14 protein-coding genes are annotated in these 20,500 nt (G+C 47.4%); 13 read left to right on the forward strand and 1 reads right to left on the reverse strand.

Features of this window, described 5'->3' with window-relative positions; genetic code table 11:
* Positions 1 to 37 precede the first annotated feature (37 nt).
* Complete coding sequence (locus A6049_RS14270; protein ID WP_063565306.1) at positions 38 to 3,187, reverse strand: alpha-mannosidase; 3,150 nt, start codon at positions 3,185 to 3,187, stop codon at positions 38 to 40.
* 232 nt (positions 3,188 to 3,419) lie between these two features.
* On the opposite strand from A6049_RS14270, the gene A6049_RS14275 reads away from it, so the two are divergent.
* The 13 genes from A6049_RS14275 (at position 3,420) to A6049_RS14335 (ending at position 20,425) form a co-directional block, all read left to right on the forward strand.
* Complete coding sequence (locus A6049_RS14275) at positions 3,420 to 5,252, forward strand: cache domain-containing sensor histidine kinase (RefSeq protein WP_063565307.1); 1,833 nt, start codon at positions 3,420 to 3,422, stop codon at positions 5,250 to 5,252.
* A complete protein-coding gene (locus tag A6049_RS14280) occupies positions 5,249 to 6,808 on the forward strand; it encodes a response regulator transcription factor (protein ID WP_063565308.1) in 1,560 nt (519 codons plus the stop codon). The genes A6049_RS14275 and A6049_RS14280 overlap by 4 nt, the downstream gene beginning before the upstream one ends.
* A 285-nt stretch (positions 6,809 to 7,093) precedes the next feature.
* The gene (locus A6049_RS14285; RefSeq protein ID WP_205524889.1) at positions 7,094 to 7,999 is read left to right on the forward strand and encodes an ABC transporter permease; all 906 of its coding nucleotides are present in this window, start codon (positions 7,094 to 7,096) and stop codon (positions 7,997 to 7,999) included.
* A gap of 22 nt (positions 8,000 to 8,021) precedes the next feature.
* Positions 8,022 to 8,978 (forward strand): carbohydrate ABC transporter permease, encoded by a 957-nt coding sequence (locus tag A6049_RS14290; protein WP_063565310.1) that lies wholly within the window; start codon positions 8,022 to 8,024, stop codon positions 8,976 to 8,978.
* A gap of 58 nt (positions 8,979 to 9,036) precedes the next feature.
* Positions 9,037 to 10,536: an ABC transporter substrate-binding protein gene (locus tag A6049_RS14295; RefSeq protein ID WP_063565311.1), complete on the forward strand. Its 1,500-nt coding sequence runs from the start codon at positions 9,037 to 9,039 to the stop codon at positions 10,534 to 10,536.
* A gap of 100 nt (positions 10,537 to 10,636) precedes the next feature.
* On the forward strand, positions 10,637 to 13,300 hold the full coding sequence (locus A6049_RS14300) for an endo-beta-N-acetylglucosaminidase (protein ID WP_063565312.1): 2,664 nt from the start codon (positions 10,637 to 10,639) through the stop codon (positions 13,298 to 13,300).
* Positions 13,301 to 13,624: 324 nt separating this feature from the next.
* The gene (locus A6049_RS14305; RefSeq protein ID WP_063565313.1) at positions 13,625 to 14,632 is read left to right on the forward strand and encodes a zinc-dependent alcohol dehydrogenase; all 1,008 of its coding nucleotides are present in this window, start codon (positions 13,625 to 13,627) and stop codon (positions 14,630 to 14,632) included.
* Between the two features lie 12 nt (positions 14,633 to 14,644).
* Entirely contained in the window at positions 14,645 to 15,472 is an 828-nt protein-coding gene (locus A6049_RS14310) for a sugar phosphate isomerase/epimerase family protein (protein WP_063565314.1), read from the forward strand.
* A gap of 36 nt (positions 15,473 to 15,508) precedes the next feature.
* On the forward strand, positions 15,509 to 16,393 hold the full coding sequence (locus A6049_RS14315) for an AraC family transcriptional regulator (protein ID WP_063565315.1): 885 nt from the start codon (positions 15,509 to 15,511) through the stop codon (positions 16,391 to 16,393).
* A 70-nt stretch (positions 16,394 to 16,463) separates the two neighbouring features.
* A complete protein-coding gene (locus A6049_RS14320) occupies positions 16,464 to 16,895 on the forward strand; it encodes an RrF2 family transcriptional regulator (protein WP_063565316.1) in 432 nt (143 codons plus the stop codon).
* Between the two features lie 69 nt (positions 16,896 to 16,964).
* Positions 16,965 to 17,831 (forward strand): aldo/keto reductase, encoded by an 867-nt coding sequence (locus tag A6049_RS14325; RefSeq protein ID WP_063565317.1) that lies wholly within the window; start codon positions 16,965 to 16,967, stop codon positions 17,829 to 17,831.
* 280 nt (positions 17,832 to 18,111) lie between these two features.
* Positions 18,112 to 19,506: a stalk domain-containing protein gene (locus A6049_RS14330; protein ID WP_240321399.1), complete on the forward strand. Its 1,395-nt coding sequence runs from the start codon at positions 18,112 to 18,114 to the stop codon at positions 19,504 to 19,506.
* 55 nt (positions 19,507 to 19,561) lie between these two features.
* Positions 19,562 to 20,425 (forward strand): phosphate ABC transporter substrate-binding protein, encoded by an 864-nt coding sequence (locus A6049_RS14335; protein WP_063565318.1) that lies wholly within the window; start codon positions 19,562 to 19,564, stop codon positions 20,423 to 20,425.
* Positions 20,426 to 20,500 lie beyond the last annotated feature (75 nt).

Consider the following 20,500-nt stretch of genomic DNA (forward strand, 5'->3'; position numbering starts at 1 on the left):
TGCTGGTTTCTTTGGTTAAGCTGCTGCAGTTATAGGATTATACTCTCAGATCAATCTCAAACGTCTTGATTTCATAAGGTTCAAGAGCAAAAGTTATCGGTGTATCATACAGGAGTTCGCCCTCTGGTACTTCCATAAGATTGCATTCTCTCCACGCGTGAATCCGTAGATCGCTTGTCAGTTCAAGCGTATTCATGCTGCCTGAATAATCATGAACGCGTACGATGACACGATTGGAATCCTCCGCCTTCTTAACTGCCGAGATCATGGCTGTGCTGCCGGACAAGGTGAGCATGGATCGACTTGGCTGCTCTGATACCCCTTGTGTATATCGAGCTGGAGCATTCAGAAGCCAGGCCTGCTGCACGGTTCCGCCAACGAGCCAATCTCCCTGATGCGGAAGAAGAGCATAGGTGAAGCTGTGCAGTCCCTGATCGGCATGTGGATCAGGGTGCGTAGCGCTCTTGATCAGGGTCAGCCGCATGACGTTGTCTTTAATGTCATAACCGTACTTGGAATCATTCAGCAAACTGACGCCATAACCTCTATCGGACAGATCAGCCCATTGATGGCCAACAGATTCGAAACGCGCCCAGTCCCAACTTGTGTTCCAGTGCGTCGGCCGTTTAACGTTACCGAACTGAATATCGTAGGTGGCTTCCGTAGAGCGGATGCCGACTGGGAAGGCAACTTTCAGCAGTTGCTGCTGTTCATGCCAATCCACCTCAGTGGCGTAATCGATTCGTCGCTGCCCGGTATATACAGTCATGTTCTGCGTAATCGTGGAGCCGAGGTATTCCCAAGCGAAGCGGATCACGGACTGAAGTGGCCCCGTCTCTACGACTTCAATGCTGGTGCATTTCGTAATCTCTCGCATATCTTCCTGATAGAAGATATCAATATCCCAGGCCTCGTGGGCAAGTGGTTTGTCCTCGAACACCTGAAGCACATTGCCTCTAGCGCCTTTGGCAAGCACCTCACGATGTGACTCTTTATCGTAAAGGCGGGTCAACTGCCCATTCTCATTCCACTCGAGCAGATAGAATGGTGTCTCGATTCCATTAGCTGTGTGGATGAATGGAGATTGCTCAGGGATATCGTTTACCGTATTGCTCTGGAAGTGAATTGTGGTATACCCCAGCGAAGGAATATCCTTTACCTCGACGGACCAACGTGCATCCTGGTATTGAGCGTTCAGAATCTCACCGGAATCGCTCAACCAAGTTCCCATTTCCAATTCGCCTGATGCCGCAGGAATGCTCACGATTTCTGTAACGACCCATGGGGAGGAGTTCCAAATGGTGTACGTACACGGAGATTCTCCGCTGCCAGCAATTGCCATCCGAGCCTGCGTGTCCACGTGATTGCCAATCAGCTCAGCTTCTGCATATTCAATTCTGCTATCCTCATACACCTCTGTGATGGAGGAACCGGGAATGATGTCATGGAACTGGTTGCGCAAAATGATTTTCCAACCCGCAGTCAGGGACTTCGCTTGATACAGATTCCAGTCATTGTGCACAATACTTTGCAATGCATTCAGCCACTCCGCTTCGCGGTAAGCCAGCTCAAGCTTGCGGTTCATCCGTTTGTTGTACGCCTGACTGGTATACGTTCCGCGGTGATACTCCAGATACAGTTCACCATCCCATGTATGGATGTACGAATCGGTTTTCTCGACCGTCTCCTGCAGCTTTTCAAAATAATCATCTGCGCGTCCTGTCTTGACCTTGGGCAATCCGGGCAGTTGATCCAGCCGCCGTCTCATCTCCAGCATTTCGCGGTTAACTCCGCCTCCGCCGTCTCCGTATCCGTACGACAGCAGCAGATCCTGGTTCATCTCCTTATCGCGGTAGGCATCCCAGATGCCCTTGACCGTCTTCGGAATGATTTTTCCGTTATAGGTATAGAACCAAGACCCCGGCTCGGACCAAGGCTCGGGTGTAGTAATAAAGTGGGTCAGCACCTCTGAGCCGTCAATTCCGCGCCAGTGGAATGTATCGAATGGCATGCGGTTGTATTGGTTCCAGCTGATTTTGGTCGTCATGAACGTATGAATGCCGGATTTTTTCAGAATTTGCGGCAGAGACCAGCTGTAGCCGAATACATCGGGCAACCATAGATATCGGCAATCCGTCCCGAATTCTTCTTTGAGAAAACGAGTGCCAATCAGCAATTGTCGGACCAGGGATTCGCCCGAGGTCAGGTTACAGTCAGCCTCCAGCCACATGCCGCCGCCCGCTTCCCAGCGTCCTTCAGCGACACGCTCCTTGATGGATTCGTACAGTTCCGGGTAGTCCTCTTTCACATATTCGTACAATTGGGGCTGTGTCTGAAGGAAAACATACTCCGGGAACATCTCCATCAGGCGCATGACCGTAGAGAAGGAACGGGCGCATTTCTCGCGCGTATGCTTCAACCGCCACAGCCAGGCAACGTCAATATGAGTATGGCCGATACAAGTGACGGTCACATCAGAGGCTTTGTCCATCGCACTCAATCGGGCGCTCAGGTCATCCCTTGCCTCATGCACAGAGGTATAGAAGACATCGGACTTAGGCTGCGACCAATCAATCAGGCGGAAGGACTGCTGGAGTGCATGAAGCAGCTTTGTGCGTTCAGGTGCATGGGCATCCAGAATGTTGACCGTTTCCAGAATTGCTGACCCTGTAAATACAAGATCATCAACAGCTTCATCCAGCCAACACAGTTCTGCTTGTCTGAACGTATGCGTCTGGTTGCGGGGCTGACCGCCACCTTCCAGACCGGACCATAAGCGGAAGACCAACTCGTTGGTGCTGCCTGCGGCAGAGGCTGGAAAGAACACTTCCTTGTGGTTGGAATCTACGCCTTGAAACGGCTTTCCATCCCAGTAGAACAGTGATTCAAAGCCGGAATTGTTACCACCCCCGGTATCGCCGAAATCAAACAGTCCGACAATCCGTTTATCTTCCCAGGAGGCAGGGAACTCGACTTTTGTACGCAGCCACAAATAGAGATCTCGACCGGACCAACTTTCTCCTGTATACATAGGCTTCCAATGGCCATCGTCTCCCGGCAGGACCGGGTTGATCTCTTGCCTGCGGTCTTCGCAGGCAAGAAAATGATTTAAAGGCAAACGATCCCGGTAACGGAGCTCGGATAATTCATGAATACGTGCTTGTAGTTTGTTTTCAGTAAGAAACATCGTTAAAAACCCCCAGTTCATTTTATCGGGGAGTGATTCATATATAGAGAGCATCCAAAGCGATTATGTATTACATAACTATTATAGGGGAATGCGCCCATTATAGCGCTTCCATTCGATTTTGACAAATCAAAATATGGATTACTGGTTCTATGTGCAGGTGATTGTCGAATTTAACCAAACGGTGATACACTGAGTTGGAAATTGGTCTGGAGGAGGTGCTCAGGCGCGAATGTCCAGGATACGAACCATCTATAAGAACTACTTGAAGAAAAAAATGTTCAACAAAATCCTACTGTTTTATTCCATGGTGATGGTCCTGTTGTTCATCAGCATCTCGGTGTTGGCCTACCGCTACTATGAACAGCGAGTGGTACAGGAACAAATGGATGCCAGTTTGCAGGAGCTGGATATTGTCAGTATCAACCTGAATCAGCAGTACGAACGCCTGTATAATGCCGTGCAGCAGATTTATACCGACGCCATGATCGGCGATGATCTGAAATATTTTTTGACTCATGAATACGAGGATTTTCTCAATTGGCGTCTGAATCAATATGCTTACAGCTACCGTACAGAGCGAGGGAACTTCGATTATCAATTACGTCTGCTGTTAAAGGATGAGGCCTCGATTGCAAATGTCGTGTTATACAGCACGGATCAGGATTTTTTCTATGTTCTTAATCGGGAGACCCAGCACTTTTACTATCATCCCAAGCTTTCTGCAGGGCATCAGGACTGGTTCCAGCGGCTGAGGAGTGCACCTTGGCAGTACATGGGCAGCGAACCGCTTTTCGAAGGGAAAATGGCTGATGAGCCTACCCCGTACAGCTACGCGAATGTGCTCAAAGACTCCGTGACATTGAAGCAGTACGGTGCAATTATGTTTGAGCTGAATACAGACCGCATCAAAGGGCTGCTTCGAGACAGACCGGGCGGCAAGAACAGTCGGATCATGTTGATGACAGGGGAAGGTCAGGTGATTTTCGATTCAAAGGGCAAGTATGACAACACCGTCTACCCGTACTGGGGGAAGATGAATTTACCGGAGGATTGGGTGGATCTGGAGGAGCGCTCCAAGGTGCAGCTGCTGAATATCGGGAATACGGGAATGGTCGTGGCTTCTATTATTCCGGAGTCGCAAATCAAACAGAGCCTTCAGGCGATTCGTTTCAGCCTCATTGGGATTGTGATTCTGTGCATCATGATTAGCATTGCGGTGACGTTCACCATCATCCGCCGTTATTCCAAAAAAATTCACAGACTCGTGCTTTACATGCGGCGCTGGCAGGAGGGTGATCTGAGTAAACGTATCGAGATGGAGGGGGAAGATGAGCTGCAGCAGATTTCGCAGAGATTTAATCATATGTGTGATCGGCTGGAGTCTTACATAGAAACGGTATATGTGTCGGAGATCAAACAAAAGAACGCGCAGCTTGTCGCTTTGCAAGCCCAGATCAATCCCCATTTTCTGTACAATACGTTGGAAAGTATCCGCATGAAAGCCATCAGTTTGGGAGCGAGGGATGTTGGGCAGATGATTTATATTCTCGCCACGATGTTCCGTCATTTGATCAAAAAGCAGACTCATGTAACCTTGGCGGAGGAAATAGAGCTGTGCGGCATGTATCTGGCTTTGGTCCAATATCGGTATGAGGACAAGCTGCACGTGGAGACGCATATCGAGAATGCAGCTGCGGGAAGCATGGTCGTCAAGTTGCTGGTCCAGCCGATTATTGAGAATTACATTGTGCATGGTTTTCGTACGAATGATGATGATAACCGGATCTCCATCACAGCTGAAGAAGAGAACGGCGTGATTCACATCCGTGTAAAGGATAACGGAAAGGGGATTTCCGCGGAGAGACTGCTTGAACTGCAACATGGGTTGCATAAGGGCGATGAAGCTGCTGAGACATCTGACCGATCTTTGGGTCTTAAGAACGTGCACGACCGCATACGTCTGAATTATGGCAGTGATTATGGTCTGCACCTGAACAGTGCGGAAGGCGAAGGATGTGAGGTGACCATCAGCATTCCAGTTACAAGGGAGGAAACGGGATGAGAAGTGTAATGTTGGTCGATGATGAGCCGCTTATTGTCAAAGGAATGCAAGCGATCATTGATTGGGATCAGAATAACATGCAGATTGCCGGAACGGCATGCAATGGGTTGGAAGCGCTAGCAATGATGGAGGAGGTTCCTGTCGATCTGATTATTACGGATATCATGATGCCGCAAATGACCGGACTTGAACTGATCCGGGAGACTAAAGCGCGCAATCCATATACCAAATTCATTATTTTAAGTGGTTACGAAGAATTCAAATATGTGCGGGAGGGCATCTCACTGGGGGTTGAGAACTACCTGCTCAAGCCAGTCAATATGGATGAACTGGAAGCGACCATCAAGCATATGCAGCGGGATTGGGAGCACGAAGAGATGCGCCAGATTCAAATGGATCAGAGCTGGAGGATTCTGCGCAACAATATTTTGCAGCGGTGGGCGAACGAAACCATTGACGCCAAAGAGTTCCGTGAGCGTGCGCAGATGCTTGAGATTCCCATGAACAAGTCCACATATTGTGCGGCTTCTCTAAGGATTGTAGGAGATGACAAGGGGGATGATCCCCAGATGTATCTGCCGGGAATTGCTGAGCAGTGTGAGCAGATCGGGAACAAAGGCCTCCCGGATGGCTGCGGTATCATCTGTTTTCCTGATCAGGACGGAGACATCATGCTGCTGTTCGTTTCAGCCGGTACGGAAGGTAGTGATGAATGGCAGCTTCAGGCACTCACCAAAATGAAGCAAGCGGTTGCTGAGGACACAGGTGCACGTGTATGGGGGATCATCGGTCAATCCGAGTCGACCTATCTGGGTTTTCCAAAGAGCTGCAAGTCCGTAAAGCTGTGGCTTCAGAATCATTTGTTTATGGATTGTAATACCTTCATCATGCAAGTGGAGAACGAAGAAGCTACCAATCAGCATCAAGAGAAGCCTGGGCCAGCGATGGAGCAGTTCCACAAACTGCTGCGGGATGGTGAAGGTACAGAGGTGGATCGGTTCATCGACGAATTCTTCATTGCTGAGGGTAAGGAACCCTGCCTCCCGAGAACACCGTTCTTCAATTCTGCGATCCAGCTTATGCTGGCCGCCAAGGAACTAGAGAAAACGCCTGACTACGGGGACATCTTCGGCCCCCTGTCCAGAATTCATACGCTCAGCAAACTGAAACAATTGGTCAGAAAGGTTGTTCATCACACGCTGGATACATACCATACTGCCGAGAAAACGTACAGTCCGCATATCATGGCTGTGCTGGAGGTGGTGAAAAATCACTATCAGGATGAGCTTTCACTTAAGACGCTCAGTCAGAGGCTGGAGCTTCATCCGAACTACCTCGGCCAATTGTTCCAGCAAGAGGTCGGTACCACCTTTTCTGATTATGTGAACCAGTACCGAATCGAGCGTGCCACTCATTTGCTGTTATATTCGGACAAAAAGACGGCAGAAATAGCGGGAGAGGTGGGCTATTGGGACTCCACATATTTTTACAGACAGTTTAAGAAATATGCTGGCGTTTCTCCTACGGAGCTGCGCTCGATCTACATGAAAAAATAAGCCGGGGGCTCCGGCTGAATGAAGACACTCCCCATGTGGGGGTGTCTTTTTTGTTATGCAATGAAAGCACGATCTTTAATTAATCCATCAATTTATTGGGTTTTTCAACTATCTCAAAATTGGTAGCGCTTGCATAATGGAGGTAGGAGTGAACGAGGAAATCCAAAGCACCAAAAGAGCTTAGATCCAGTGTTGATTATAGGGGATTAATGCTGGATGCAGCTAAAGCGATAATGAACGAGATTATAAGGAGGGACAGCCGTGCAGGGCATCTTCAAAAGTCTGATGAAGAACAAGGCGTTTCTTCTGCTGGTACTGCCGGGAGCAGCTTGGTTTATCATTTTTGCCTATTTGCCAATGTTCGGAACGATTATTGCTTTTAAGGACTTCCGGATACATCCGGGCGGATTTCTTGAAAGCGTTCTAAAAAGCGAATGGGTTGGGTTCAAGAACTTTGAGTTTCTGTTCTCCACCAGTGACGCCTATATCATCACACGTAATACCATTCTGTATAACCTGGGTCTGATCTTTCTCGGGTTGGTGCTCGCGGTGACGCTTGCGATCATCATGAACGAACTGTTGAACAAACGGCTGGCGAAGATTTACCAGACCGCGATGTTTATGCCTTATTTCCTGTCTTGGGTTATTATCAGTTATTTCGTCTTCTCGTTTCTGAGTGTGGAAAAGGGTGTGTTCAACCAGATCATTACCTATTTTGGTGGAGATCCGGTTAGTTGGTACAGTGAGACAGGATATTGGCCGTATTTTCTCATTCTGCTCGGCCTGTGGAAAGGTGCAGGTTATGGCAGTGTAGTGTATCTGGCAGCAATCGCAGGTATCGACCGTTCTTATTATGAGGCAGCGATGATCGACGGCGCCACCAAGTGGAAACAGATCCGGTACATTACGCTGCCACTGCTCAGACCACTAATGATCATCCTGACCATTCTGGCGATCGGCGGGATCTTCCGTTCCGACTTTGGACTGTTCTATCAGGTTCCGCGGGACTCTGGTGCGCTGTATCCGGTCACCAATGTCATCGACACGTTTGTATACCGCGGCTTGACCATTATGGGTGATACGGGAATGAGTACAGCTACAGGATTGTATCAATCGGTTGTCGGTTTGATTCTTGTCCTGCTGGCAAACTATGCTGTGCGTAAAATTGAAAAGGATTATGCCGTATTCTAGGCTGCGGCAAGGGGGTGCTTCCATGAGTAATTTAAGCGAACCGGTAAAGCGGGCATCTGCCCATACGAGGAGAACCGGAAAGAAATCGAGAGATCTGAATGCCATTTCGCCATTATCCAATGTGATTTTTAATATAGCTATCGGTCTGTTTGCCTTATCTTGTATCTTTCCGTTTCTGTTCATTGTTATCATCTCATTTACCGATGAGAAGACGCTGGCGATCAATGGATTTAAGTTATTCCCTGAAGTCTGGACGCTGGATGCCTACCGATTCCTTATGGAATCCGGGCAGCAGATGGCCCAATCGTTTGGGGTTACCTTAACGGTGACGGTTGTCGGAACCGCGCTCACACTGTATTTGGTCACCACGTATGCATATGCCATCTCGCGCAAAAATTTTGCACAGCGTCGGTTTTTCAGCTTTTTGGCCTTCTTCACCATGCTATTTTCCGGCGGTCTCGTTCCCAGTTACATTGTGGTTACGCAGGTGCTGCACTTGCGGGATTCGATCTGGGCGCTGATCCTGCCGTCAATCATGAACGCTTTTTACATTATCGTTATGCGTACATTTTTCACGACCACCGTGCCGGATGCGGTTATTGAGTCGGCCAAAATCGACGGAGCTTCTGAATTCGGTATCTATACGCGCATCGTGCTGCCGATTTCGTTGCCGGGCATTGCGACTATTGGATTGTTCAGTACGTTAGGATTCTGGAATGACTGGTTCAATGCGTTGCTTTATATCGACAATGCGAATTTGATTCCACTCCAGACATTGCTGATTCGAATACAGAACAATATGGATTTTGTTGTGCAAAACAGCAGCCGGGTCGTGTCTTATGACATTGCCTCGACACTGCCAACGGAGACCGTCCGCATGGCGATGGTTGTCTTGGCTACACTGCCGGTTGCGCTGGCGTATCCGTTTTTCCAAAAGTATTTTATACAAGGTCTGACCATCGGTTCGGTCAAAGAATAAGTCTGGTTGTGCCTGCCCTCAAAGGGCAGTAACAATAACATTGATAAGGGGGATACACATGAAGACAAGAAAAATCGCTCTGCTCATGGTTACTTTACTGCTTGCTTTTTCTACTGTTCTAGCAGGCTGCGGTGGCAGTAATACCAATGATACAAGCGGGAATGCGGCATCCGGGGGAGAATCCGGCGATAAGGACACGGTGAAGCTCAAGGTATATCTGATTGGTGGTCCACAACGCGATCTGCCAATGGTACAGGAAGAAATGAACAAATACTTAATGAAGAAAATAAATACAACCGTCGACATCACGATGATTGACTGGGGTGATTATTCCAAACGTATGCCAGTCATTACCGCTTCGGGCGAAAATTATGATATCGCTTTCACTTCTTCCTGGGCTTATGATTATCTGCCAAATGCCACCAGAGGAGCATTCCTGCCAATCAATGATCTGTTGGATAAGTATGGTCAGGGCATTAAAGAGCAACTTGATCCACGGTTCCTTACGGGATCGCAGATCGGTGGCCAAAACTATGCCGTGCCAGTGAACAAAGAGTTGGCTTCGCAATGGGTATGGCGCTTCAACAAGCAGTACGTTGATAAATACAACATGGACATCACCAAGATTCGCACATTAGAGGATCTGGAGCCTTACCTGCAGCAAATTAAGGATAATGAACCAGCCGACATTACTCCGCTGGCTGTTCCGAAGGGCTTTAAGCCTTATCTGGCGTTCGACTTCCTGTTGGGTGACGAATTCCCGGTTGGTATCAACATGAATGGTGACACTGGTAAATACGTTAATGTGTTGGAATCCGAAGAGCTGAAAAGCTCGTTGAAAACCATCCGTAAATACTATCAGGCTGGTTATCTGCGCAAGGATGTAGCGACACTGGAAGGCATCGACAACATCAAAACAGGCAAATGGTTTGTTGACCGTGAACAGACACAGCCGTACGCCGAACTGGGATGGTCCAGAAGTGCGGGCTATGATATCGTGACTACACCGATGCAGGATCCGGTTATTTTCACTGGTTCGGCAACAGGCGCTATGCATGCAATCTCGGCGAACTCCAAGAATCCGGAACGGGCTATGATGTTCCTGAACTTGCTGAATACCGATCCATATCTGCGTAACCTGATCAACTACGGCATTGAAGGAACACATTACAAAAAGATTTCGGATAATGTCATTGAGGATCTGCCAGCGATGAAGGACGGATTCCAGATGCCTGGCTTTGCCCTGGGTAACTTGTTCCTGACCTACATGCACAAGGAAGATCCAGCAGATAAGTGGGAAGCGTTCAAGGAATTCAACAATTCCGCGAAAGTTGCTCCGAGCTTTGGCTTCAACTTCAATCCTGACCCGGTGAAGACGGAAGTGGCTTCCATCTCCGCCATCGTGAAGGAATTCTACCCATCCATCATGACGGGAGCTGTTGACCCGGATGAGCATCTGCCGAAAGCGATCGAGAAGTTGAAAGCGGCAGGTCTGGATAAAGTGATTGCAGAAGCACAAAAGCAATACGACGAATGGAAAGCTGCAAATCCAAAATAAGCCTGAATGATAAAGTAGACATGGAAACGTCTGTCCGGTTTGACGGGCGTTTCTTTTTTTACCCTGAGTGGATTGCCAAAATTGGATTGGAGGATATGGCATGAAAAAGCTTGGTGCGAGTCTCCTATTTGTAATATTGGTATGCGCTGTTCTTTCCTCAGCGGCCTTGGCGAAGCAACCTTATTCATCCTATTGGCTGCCTGAACAATTGCTTAACTGGAATCCAGCTTCCGACCCGGATGCGGCCTTCAACCGGAGCACCATTCCGCTCCAGAGCCGATTCACAGGAGAGGCAGTTAACCCGAACGCAACGAAAGATCCCAAAGTAATGGCCTTGTCTGCGCTGAATCAGGGAACCAGCGGCGTTCCATCGCAGGGATCGGATACATTCTCTGCAAATACGTTCTCTTACTGGCAGTATGTCGACAAGCTCGTATATTGGGGTGGCTCGGCGGGAGAAGGCATTATTGTGCCACCAAGCGCCGATACGATTGATGCGGCACACCGGAACGGAGTGCCAATCATGGGCACAGTGTTCTTCCCGCCATCGGTATACGGTGGCAAATATGAGTGGGTGAAGCAAATGCTTCAGAAGAACAGCGACGGCTCCTTCCCCGCCGCGGATAAATTAATTGAGGTAGCAGAGTACTACGGTTTTGACGGCTGGTTTATCAACCAGGAGACTGAAGGTGGAACAGCCACTGACGCACAGTTAATGAAGACATTCCTCCGTTATCTTCAGGATCATAAGCCTGCGGGTATGGAGATCATCTGGTATGATTCCATGACGAAGGAAGGCAATATTTCATGGCAAAATGCGCTGACGGACCGGAATGCAATGTTCCTTCAGGATAACGGGAACAAGGTATCAGACAGCATGTTCCTGAATTTCTGGTGGAATGATCTTGGCAGTTCTGCGGCCAAAGCCAAAAGCCTGGGCAGATCACCATTTGAACTGTTCGCAGGCATCGATGTGGAAGCTAAAGGATACGATACCAGTCTGAAATGGAATTTGCTGTTTCCTGAAGGGAAACCGGCTGTGACTTCCCTCGGCATTTATCGGCCGGATTGGTCGTACAACAGCGCGGACAGCATGACCGATTTCTTTGCCCGTGAAAATAAGTTCTGGGTAGGGCAGAACGGCAACCCGGCCAATACGTCGACAAGCCAGGCCTGGAAAGGGATTGCGAACAATGTGGTTGAATCATCGCCGGTGGACCAGCTGCCCTTCACGACCAATTTCAACACGGGCAGTGGCGAGAAATTCTATGTTGATGGCACACAAGTGCGGGAGACTGGATGGAATAATCGCAGTTTGCAGGACGTACTTCCGACATGGCGCTGGTTAGCAGAAAGTAAAGGCACGGCGCTGAAACCTTCTCTCGATTGGTCGGATGCCTATTATGGTGGCAGTTCCCTGAAGGTAGCCGGTGCATTAAGTCCAACGAATGCAACCCATCTGAAGCTGTATAAAACAGATCTCAAGATCGAGTCGGGTACTGAGCTATCAATTACGTACAAGACGCAGAGCAAGCCGGGCATGAAGGTTGGCCTCGCTTTTGCAAACCAACCGGACCAGTTCGTCTTTCTGGATGTGAAGAACGAGAAGGCAACCGACTGGGCGACGGACACGATCAATCTGACGCCTTACCAAGGAAAGCAGATTGCGGCATTGTCTTTGTATTTTGACAGTACGGAAACCGTATCGGATTATAACATCCATATTGGGCAGCTATCTATCCACAAGAACAAGAACAGTAATCCATCGAACCCTCTTGAGGCCGTTCAAGCATTGAATGTCACCCAATCCGATTTCCGCGGCGGTATTTACGGTGATGCAAGGTTGCAATGGAACGCGTTGAACGAGGAAGTTCAACAATATGAGATTTACCGTGTACTGCCCGACGGCAAAGAGACTTGGGTGGGTGCGACCGCCAATAACGTGTTCTATGTGCCTGAGATGAAGAGAATCAACGCGGAACAGGCGACTATACTGAAAGTCGTGGCAGTGAATGCAAAATATGAGCGCGGCCAGGCTGCCAGCGTGACCATTCAGTGGCCAGCGTATCCGAAGCCGGAAGCAAAGTTCAAGGCGGATACAACGCTGATCACGCCGGGTCAGCAGGTGCATTTCACTGACCTCTCTTCCGAGGTGACGGAAGGCTGGTCGTGGACTTTTGAGAATGGCAGTCCGGCTGTCAGCACGGAGCAAAATCCAGTGGTAACGTATGACAAGGAAGGCACGTACAATGTGACGCTTACAGCTACCAACAGCTCGGGGCAGGATACGGTAACAAAGCAAGCTTTGATCACCGTAAGTAAGGCTGCTTCCGGGATCAAAAATGTCGCACTTGGCAAAACGGCCACTGCCGACCATGCTTGCGGACCTGCTGAAGGTGCGGGAAAGGCAATTGACGGCAAGGTGACGGGCAACAGCAAGTGGTGCGCACTGGGGAATCAGGCGCATTGGCTGCAAGTTGATCTTGGCAAAGAACATCAGATCAGTGGTTTTGTCATCAAACATGCGGAGAGTGGTGGGGAGTGGTCTGGTTTTAATACAAGCGACTATTCGATTCAGGTCAGTGCTGATGGCGTGAATTGGTCAGATGTAGTTCATGTACAGGGGAATACCGCAGCCGAAACCTCGGATGCAATTGCACTGGTCAAGGCTCGTTATGTGAAGCTGAATGTGCTGAAACCTACGCAGGGTGGCGATACGGCAGCACGAATCTATGAGTTTGAGGTTCGTGGGTTGCAGCCGTAGTTGGCGGTTGAGAAGTGACAAGTGTAGCTGTGAAATTAGCAAAAAAGGAACCATGCGGCCAATCCGGTTTCAATGACGGCTGGATATCCCTGAAATATCCCGTCTTCTAATGGGGGGACCGCATTGTATCAGACTACGACTGAATAGGATTGAATTTGAGGCTCACAGATCATTGGATCATGTGAGTCTTTTTACGTTTATGCTGTATTCGCTTACAAAGATTTTAAAATCGTTGTTTTAGATAAAAAATCGGTTTTGCAATCAAAGACAATGTTAATGAAAAGTCTTATATTGTAGTTAAAAAGATAGAAAGGAGTGAAGGTGATGAAGAATAGAAAGATCATGTTTGCTCGTCCGCTGCAAGTGGAAACGGTAGAAGAGGACTTTATTTTGCCAGCCCTAGGGGAGAAGGAAGTATTGGTTAAATTGATCTATTCCCTGATCAGTCCGGGAACGGAGCTGGCCATGTTATCGGGAAAAGAAGAGTGGGCCAAGCTTCCCGTATGTCCGGGGTATGCGAGTGTAAGTGAAGTGATCGAGGTGGGGCAGGGTGTACACCATGTTCAGCCCGGGGACGCTGTGTTTCATTATGGTCAACATGCTGAATATCAAGTGGTATCCACAGATCATGTTTTCATCAAGGTACCTGAGCACTTAGATTTGAAGTGGGTTCCCTTCACCCGTATGGCAACCGTGGCATTCACCTCCGTTCGTGTATCCAATATTGAACTTGGGGACGTTGTTGGCGTGACGGGGCTTGGATTGGTAGGGAATTTGGCTGCTCAATTGGCACGCCTTCAAGGTGCAACTGTGATTGGCGTGGACCTGTCACCGGAACGAATTCGAACTGCCCAGACATGTGGGGTTGACTATACGCTCCATGGCGGAGAAGATAAAGTAAAAGAAAAGATACATGCCATAACGAATGGAGCAGGTGTATCCACTCATATTGAGGCGACGGGTGTACCCAGTGTAGGTGTTCAAAGTCTGGAGTGGATCGGGAAGCTGGGAGAGATTATTTTCCTGGGCAGTCCACGAGGCGAATATAACACGGATGTCACCGATATATTGAACTACTGCCACCTGTATGGACGAGGCTGTATTACGTTTAAGGGGGCACATGAATGGCGCTTCCCGGTTGAGCCGAACGAATTCGTGAAGCATTCCCTGGTGAGAAATTCGAACATTGTATTTGAACTGATGTTAAAGAACAAGCTGCATATCGAACCATTGATCAGTCATGTGATGAAGCCGGATCAAGCGCAAGAAGCATATGAGGGACTGAGATTGAATAAAGACCAGTATAACGGTGTACTGTTTGACTGGTCCTAGGAGGAGATTGGGATGATTAGAGGGTTAACAAGAGCAGGCTTAGGGAACATCGAGTCCAATGAACAATATATTACGAATGCTGCAAAATACGGATTTCAGTCTGTAGATTTGAATCCGCTCTCATTAATTGAAGAGGTTGGCAAAGAACAGGCCAAACACCTGTTGGAAAGCAATCAGGTGTTCATCGGTTCATCCGATCTGACCGTGGACTGGAGAACCACAGATGAACAGTTTCGTGAAGGACTTCAATCGCTGGTTCAATTGGCAGAAGCCTCCGCTTCGTTGAACTGTTACAGCTGTTGCACCTATATTTTACCTTCCACAGATCAGCCAGCAGCATCATTTATGGCGGCAGCTACCAAACGTTTGAGATTGTGTGCAGATATTCTGGACGCATATGGAATTCGACTGGGCCTGGAATTTGTGGGTTGCCATCATCTGCGCACTCAATGGAAGAATCCATTTATTTGGAGTGTGGAGGATACGCTTGACTGGATCGAAACAATTCATGCTCCCAATGTAGGTTTATTGGTGGATTCCTATCATTGGCATACGAATGGATTAAAGATTGAAGAGGTGTTGGATCTTAAGAAGGAACAGATTGTCCATGTTCATATCAATGATGCTTATGATCTGCCCATTGAAGAATTGCTGGATCATGAGCGTTTATACCCTGGCGAGGGAGTAATCGATCTGCAGGGGTTCTTGAAGAACCTGAAGACCATTGGATACACTGGCGTTGTATCTCAAGAGGTGCTTGCACCAACACCAACCCTCGATTCAAGTGAATTGTTTGCCAAGTCCAAAGCAGGCTTCGATAAAGTGTTTGCGAAAATATAAACCGGATCAGTGAGAAGGCAGTTGGGAGGAATACATGTGTATGAGGCATGGATGAATAGCATTTCGCCATTCGTAAGAGCGGCAAGAGTGACGGAATCATTTTCTTTGGCAGGGGAATGGATAGACCACGATCATGTGTATACATACATCGAACAAGGGGAAGCGGAGTTCTTCTTGAGTGGTGTGAAATTCCTGGTCAAAGAAGGCGACATTGTGCTGATGCATCCATTCATGTCTCATATCATTCGGTCTACCTCCACGCAGCCATTGATTCAGTATATTTTTCATTTTGATCTGTACTATGAGGAAGAGCGTAGTTTATTGAAGAATACGAGTGCAGCTCATAGTGAACGACCTGATCTGGCGGATAGGGAAATGAAGCTGGCTTCCATACGGCCAATCTCTCATTTGCAGCTAGCCGATCGAATTGAATGGAAAAAGAGATTTGCGCTCATGCATAAGGAGTTTCAGGAGCAGCGGGGAGGATCTTCGTTAATCACGAAATCCATATGTTTGGAGTTGCTGCATCTGTTTTTCAAAAATCAATCCGAAGATCAGGACCAAGAGGGGAACATGACCAAGGGGTGGGCATTCATTGAAAAGTCGATTCGTTATATTCATGAATGCTACGCCGACCCTCAATTAAATAATGTTGCTATCAGTAGACATGTCGGTGTATCGACGAACCATTTATCGCATTTATTCAAAAGCAAGCTGGGGATTACCCTTCACAAATATGTGACACATATCCGAATAGAGCAGTCCCAGAAAAGAATTATTGAAGGAACACATAATTTAACCCGGATTGCCGAGGAAGTTGGCTTTTCGAGTATTCATCTGTTCAGTCGGTCTTTCAAGGCTGCTGTAGGTATCACTCCCAGTAAATATGCAGCGATGAAATCGAGGGTGGAGTGGGAATAGGCGGATAGTTGCTAACTAAATATAAAAGATATATAGTATATTTAGAAAAGAAATAGTTAGGATGAATGCAATGGCATACTCTACAGCCTTATCACAGGGAATCTCCATTCTGCTCTACGTTCACGCGTACACCGAGAAGAACTGTCTTAACTATCTATCGACCAAAGTGATATCGGAGCAGCTAAATATTCCGGTTCCTACGACGGTAAAAGTCATTCGCAACCTGAATAATGCCAAACTGACAATGGCAAAAGAAGGTGCCAAGGGCGGCATATTGCTTGCTCAGCCTTTATCGGAAATCACGATGTTGGATGTATTCCTGGCGGTTGAACCCGGCAAAGATTTGTTTAAAATTCATACCGATGTAACACTCCAGGGACAAGACGTGAATGACGTGAAAGAAAAGGTCATTCATCATCTTGAAGGTGCGGAGATCGCAATGCAGAATTATTTAAAAGACATAAGGTTAACCGATCTGTTTCATGAAGAAAAAAAGGGTTAACCTCTTTTTTTGGCTTTAACTAGATATAATATATATCAAGTATATTCCGTTTTGAGAGGAGCAGTTAAAATGAATTTGCATACAAAAGTGGTTGAAGCCAGAAACGGGGTTCCTATTCCCCAACTGGGTTTTGGGGTTTACAAAATAACGAAAGAAGCAGAATTTACAACAGCGACTCGCGAGGCCATTCAGGTCGGGTACCGACATTTTGATACTGCCCGGATCTATGGGAATGAGAAAGCGCTGGGAGCAGAGATCCGGCATAGTCCAATTCCGCGCGAGCAATTCTTCATCACGTCGAAAGTCTGGAATACGGATCATGGCTATGAAGCGACCAAGAAAGCTTTCCAGGAAACGATAAACAAGCTGGGTGTCGATTACCTTGACATGTATTTAATCCATTTTGCCTCGCCAAAGTATATCGAAACGTGGAAAGCCATGGAGGAATTATACGAGGAAGGCAAGATCAGGGTCATTGGGGTCGCGAACTTTGAGATTCAGCATCTGGAAGAATTAAGGAAGCACACGAAAATCTTGCCGATGATCAACCAGATCGAGACGCACCCGGAATTTCCACAGAACGAACTGCGTGCCTATATGGACAAACATCAAATTTTACATGAGGCATGGGGTCCACTGGGACAGGGGAATAAAGTGTTATTACAGCATCCGGTATTGAAGGAAATCGCTGATCATCACCATAAGACGGTGGCTCAAGTGATTTTGCGTTGGCATCTGGAACGGGGCGTCATCCTGATTCCCAAATCATCCAATCCAAAGCGGATCAGAGAAAATAGTGAAATCTTTGATTTTGAGCTGTCCGCTGAGGAAATGGAAAAGATCAGTCGTCTAAACTCGGGTAAGAGGTATTCGATCCATCCGACAGGTTATATTGTGAATCCGATTTTTAATACATTGATGAAACTATTTATCTAGGAAAATAAGACAAAAAACGGGTCGTGGGTCATATTCCATCGACTCTTTTTTTGTATTTATGAAAACATTGACAATTCGTTAACAATTCCAGGATTTTCCGTTTACAAATCTCTCCTATAATTACAATCGTGATAGGTCATTTTTACTATGAACGTGGAAGTTGGGGGGATGAGCCGGACAAGCTCTCATAAAGACGATACATGCAGAATACCAGACAGCAGGGCATGACAAAACAAGGCAAATTAAATGGAATAGAGAAGGGTGACAAGAGCCAATGTCAATGAAAAAGGTGTTAGTGGTGTCCATGGTAGCAACAGTGTTAGGTACTTCTGTGGTTAGTGCAGTATCGGCTGCTCCTGCAGTGAAACCTGTGGCTAATGCAGCTCAGGTGCAAAATTCCACGCTTACAATAAACGGTAACAGCGTCGTCGTTCGTTCCATCGTTAAAAATGGGGAGACACTTGTGTCACTTCGTGATGTGATCAAAGCCATCGGCGCACAAGCCGAAGTACATAGCGGAACGACGGTGATCAAGCTGAATGATCACAGCGTGACGCTCCAAAACAATAGTAAACAAATCGTGGTAGATGACGTCAAAGTGAATCTGAATCAACCCGTTACTATCATCGGTGGTACAAGTTACATCGCTCTTCGTCCACTGGTGTCGGGCGTTGGCGGTACGATTGTCAAGCGAAACGGACTGCTTGAGATCAGTACAGTATCCTTGATCGATGAAGTCGAGAATCCTCGTTTTGCCGGAGCAGATAAGCTGATTGTTTCCAAGAGCGATAACAATGGCAGAAACGATTATCTCGTCAATACAACAAGCGGCAAATATGATCTGTTGTTAACGACAGACGGTGGATCGGATCTCGTTATTTCGCCAAGTGGTGATCAAGCGGCGTATACGAATGCCGAAGGAGCCGTTTATGTTATTGATCTGAAGACCAAGGCTTCCAAACTAATCACCAGCGACAACAGCATCAAGCCTGAGTTGGTATGGTCTGCTGACGGGAATGCAATCTACTTCCTGCAAGGGGATAAAGGGTCCGTGATTGCCAAGGTGAATCTGGCGGATGGGGCGATTACGAAAGTGGTCGAAGACAAGGTGGACTATAAGGAAAACCTGAATGTATCTGCTGACGGCAAGAAATTCATCTATACCGTAACAACACTTGGTACCGTAACTTCGGATACAACCAATGTGGATGAAGACAATGTCTCCATTGATTTCTCATCCAATCAACAGCAAATATTTTCGTATAACACAGCAGATTCAAAACCGGAGGCTGTGAAGCTCACAACATCAACTGACGACAAGGTATTTGTATGGTCTGCTGACGGACAAAAAGCCTACTACGTGAGTGTACCTTCCGAAGACGGTAAAGCATCATTGCTGTCTGTGGATTCATCTCAAAAGTCTACGCCGGTGTATGCCGAGTACGATGTAGAACAAGCTATTCTGTCGGGTGGCATCTTGTATGTACTTGCGGCCCAGGATGACAGCAACAGCGTGATCCTTTCGATCGATCCGGTAACTGGAAAACAAACCAAGCTGTACACCGTATCTTCCGATGTATCCTCCATCGCGGTTGCCGGAACACAAATCTCTGTGGTTGAGAACGGCCGAGTTCTGGTACAAGCTGGCGGAAGCTGGAGAGCCGTTACGAAGTAATGTTTTATATCAAATATGATCACAAGCTTTTTAATTCGAGAGGAGTTTAATTAACATGAAAAAATGGATCAAACCCTTCACAGCAATGCTTATGGCTGTATCTCTGATTGGTGGACTGGGTGGCGCAACGACAGCATCAGCTGCCAAGAGCACAGAGAAAGGTAAAATAGTCATTAACGGTTCCTCCGCATTGCTTCCGCTGACACTTCAAGCTGCCAGCGAATTCAAAAAAGATAATCCAAAAGTTAAAATCTCGGCTTCCGCAGCAGGTTCCATCACAGGTCCTCAATCTGTTCGTAAAGGGATCGCGGATATTGGCGCTGTAGACTGGGATGCATCCAAAGATGTACCTGGCTTCAAGAAATTTGATGGCTTGGTAGCCAATCCGGTAGCTGTAACAGTGTTCACGGCTGTCGTTAATACCAATGTGGGTGTAAGCAATCTGACAACAAAACAACTGCAGGACATCTTCTCCGGCAAAGTGACAAACTGGAAGGAAGTCGGCGGATCGGATGCCAACATCGTTGTAGTTAACCGTAAATTTGGTTCCGGTACACGGGTTAACTTCCAACAAAAAGCTCTGGATGGCAAGGATTTCATGAGCAAAGGGGACAACTACAAAGAGGTTGGCTCCAGCGGCGATATGAAAACAACAATTGAAACGACACCAAATGCAATCGGTTATATTGACCTTCCGTATGTAACTAGCAAAATGAAGGCTGTATCCATCAATGGCGTGGCACCAACAGAGAAAAACGTCCTGAACAAAACATACAAAGTATGGGGTATTGGATATTACATGACCAAAGGTCAACCTACGGGAGCAACCAAAGCGTTCATCGAGTATATCCAAAGCAGCAAGTTCCAGAACGGTTCCCTGAAAAAACTGAAATTCATTCCGCTTGCTGCCGTTAAATAACGAAAGCTGCGAACGTCCATCATTCTCGCATTTCATAAGGAAAGGGATAGCCAGCTTCTGCGCACGGTCGCCAAG

The sequence above is a fragment of the Paenibacillus sp. O199 genome, assembly GCF_001636635.1.
Lineage (GTDB): Bacteria > Bacillota > Bacilli > Paenibacillales > Paenibacillaceae > Paenibacillus > Paenibacillus marchantiae.

What these genes read in the sequence shown, in the direction of transcription:
- A6049_RS14325 (WP_063565317.1), top strand. Translation starts at nt 16,965, where the DNA reads ATGAATTTGCATACAAAAGTGGTTGAAGCCAGAAACGGGGTTCCTATT.
- A6049_RS14270 (WP_063565306.1), bottom strand. Translation starts at nt 3,187, where the DNA reads ATGTTTCTTACTGAAAACAAACTACAAGCACGTATTCATGAATTATCC.
- A6049_RS14295 (WP_063565311.1), top strand. Translation starts at nt 9,037, where the DNA reads ATGAAGACAAGAAAAATCGCTCTGCTCATGGTTACTTTACTGCTTGCT.
- A6049_RS14290 (WP_063565310.1), top strand. Translation starts at nt 8,022, where the DNA reads ATGAGTAATTTAAGCGAACCGGTAAAGCGGGCATCTGCCCATACGAGG.
- A6049_RS14275 (WP_063565307.1), top strand. Translation starts at nt 3,420, where the DNA reads ATGTCCAGGATACGAACCATCTATAAGAACTACTTGAAGAAAAAAATG.
- A6049_RS14305 (WP_063565313.1), top strand. Translation starts at nt 13,625, where the DNA reads ATGAAGAATAGAAAGATCATGTTTGCTCGTCCGCTGCAAGTGGAAACG.
- A6049_RS14310 (WP_063565314.1), top strand. Translation starts at nt 14,645, where the DNA reads ATGATTAGAGGGTTAACAAGAGCAGGCTTAGGGAACATCGAGTCCAAT.
- A6049_RS14335 (WP_063565318.1), top strand. Translation starts at nt 19,562, where the DNA reads ATGAAAAAATGGATCAAACCCTTCACAGCAATGCTTATGGCTGTATCT.
- A6049_RS14300 (WP_063565312.1), top strand. Translation starts at nt 10,637, where the DNA reads ATGAAAAAGCTTGGTGCGAGTCTCCTATTTGTAATATTGGTATGCGCT.
- A6049_RS14285 (WP_205524889.1), top strand. Translation starts at nt 7,094, where the DNA reads ATGAAGAACAAGGCGTTTCTTCTGCTGGTACTGCCGGGAGCAGCTTGG.
- A6049_RS14330 (WP_240321399.1), top strand. Translation starts at nt 18,112, where the DNA reads ATGAAAAAGGTGTTAGTGGTGTCCATGGTAGCAACAGTGTTAGGTACT.
- A6049_RS14280 (WP_063565308.1), top strand. Translation starts at nt 5,249, where the DNA reads ATGAGAAGTGTAATGTTGGTCGATGATGAGCCGCTTATTGTCAAAGGA.
- A6049_RS14320 (WP_063565316.1), top strand. Translation starts at nt 16,464, where the DNA reads ATGGCATACTCTACAGCCTTATCACAGGGAATCTCCATTCTGCTCTAC.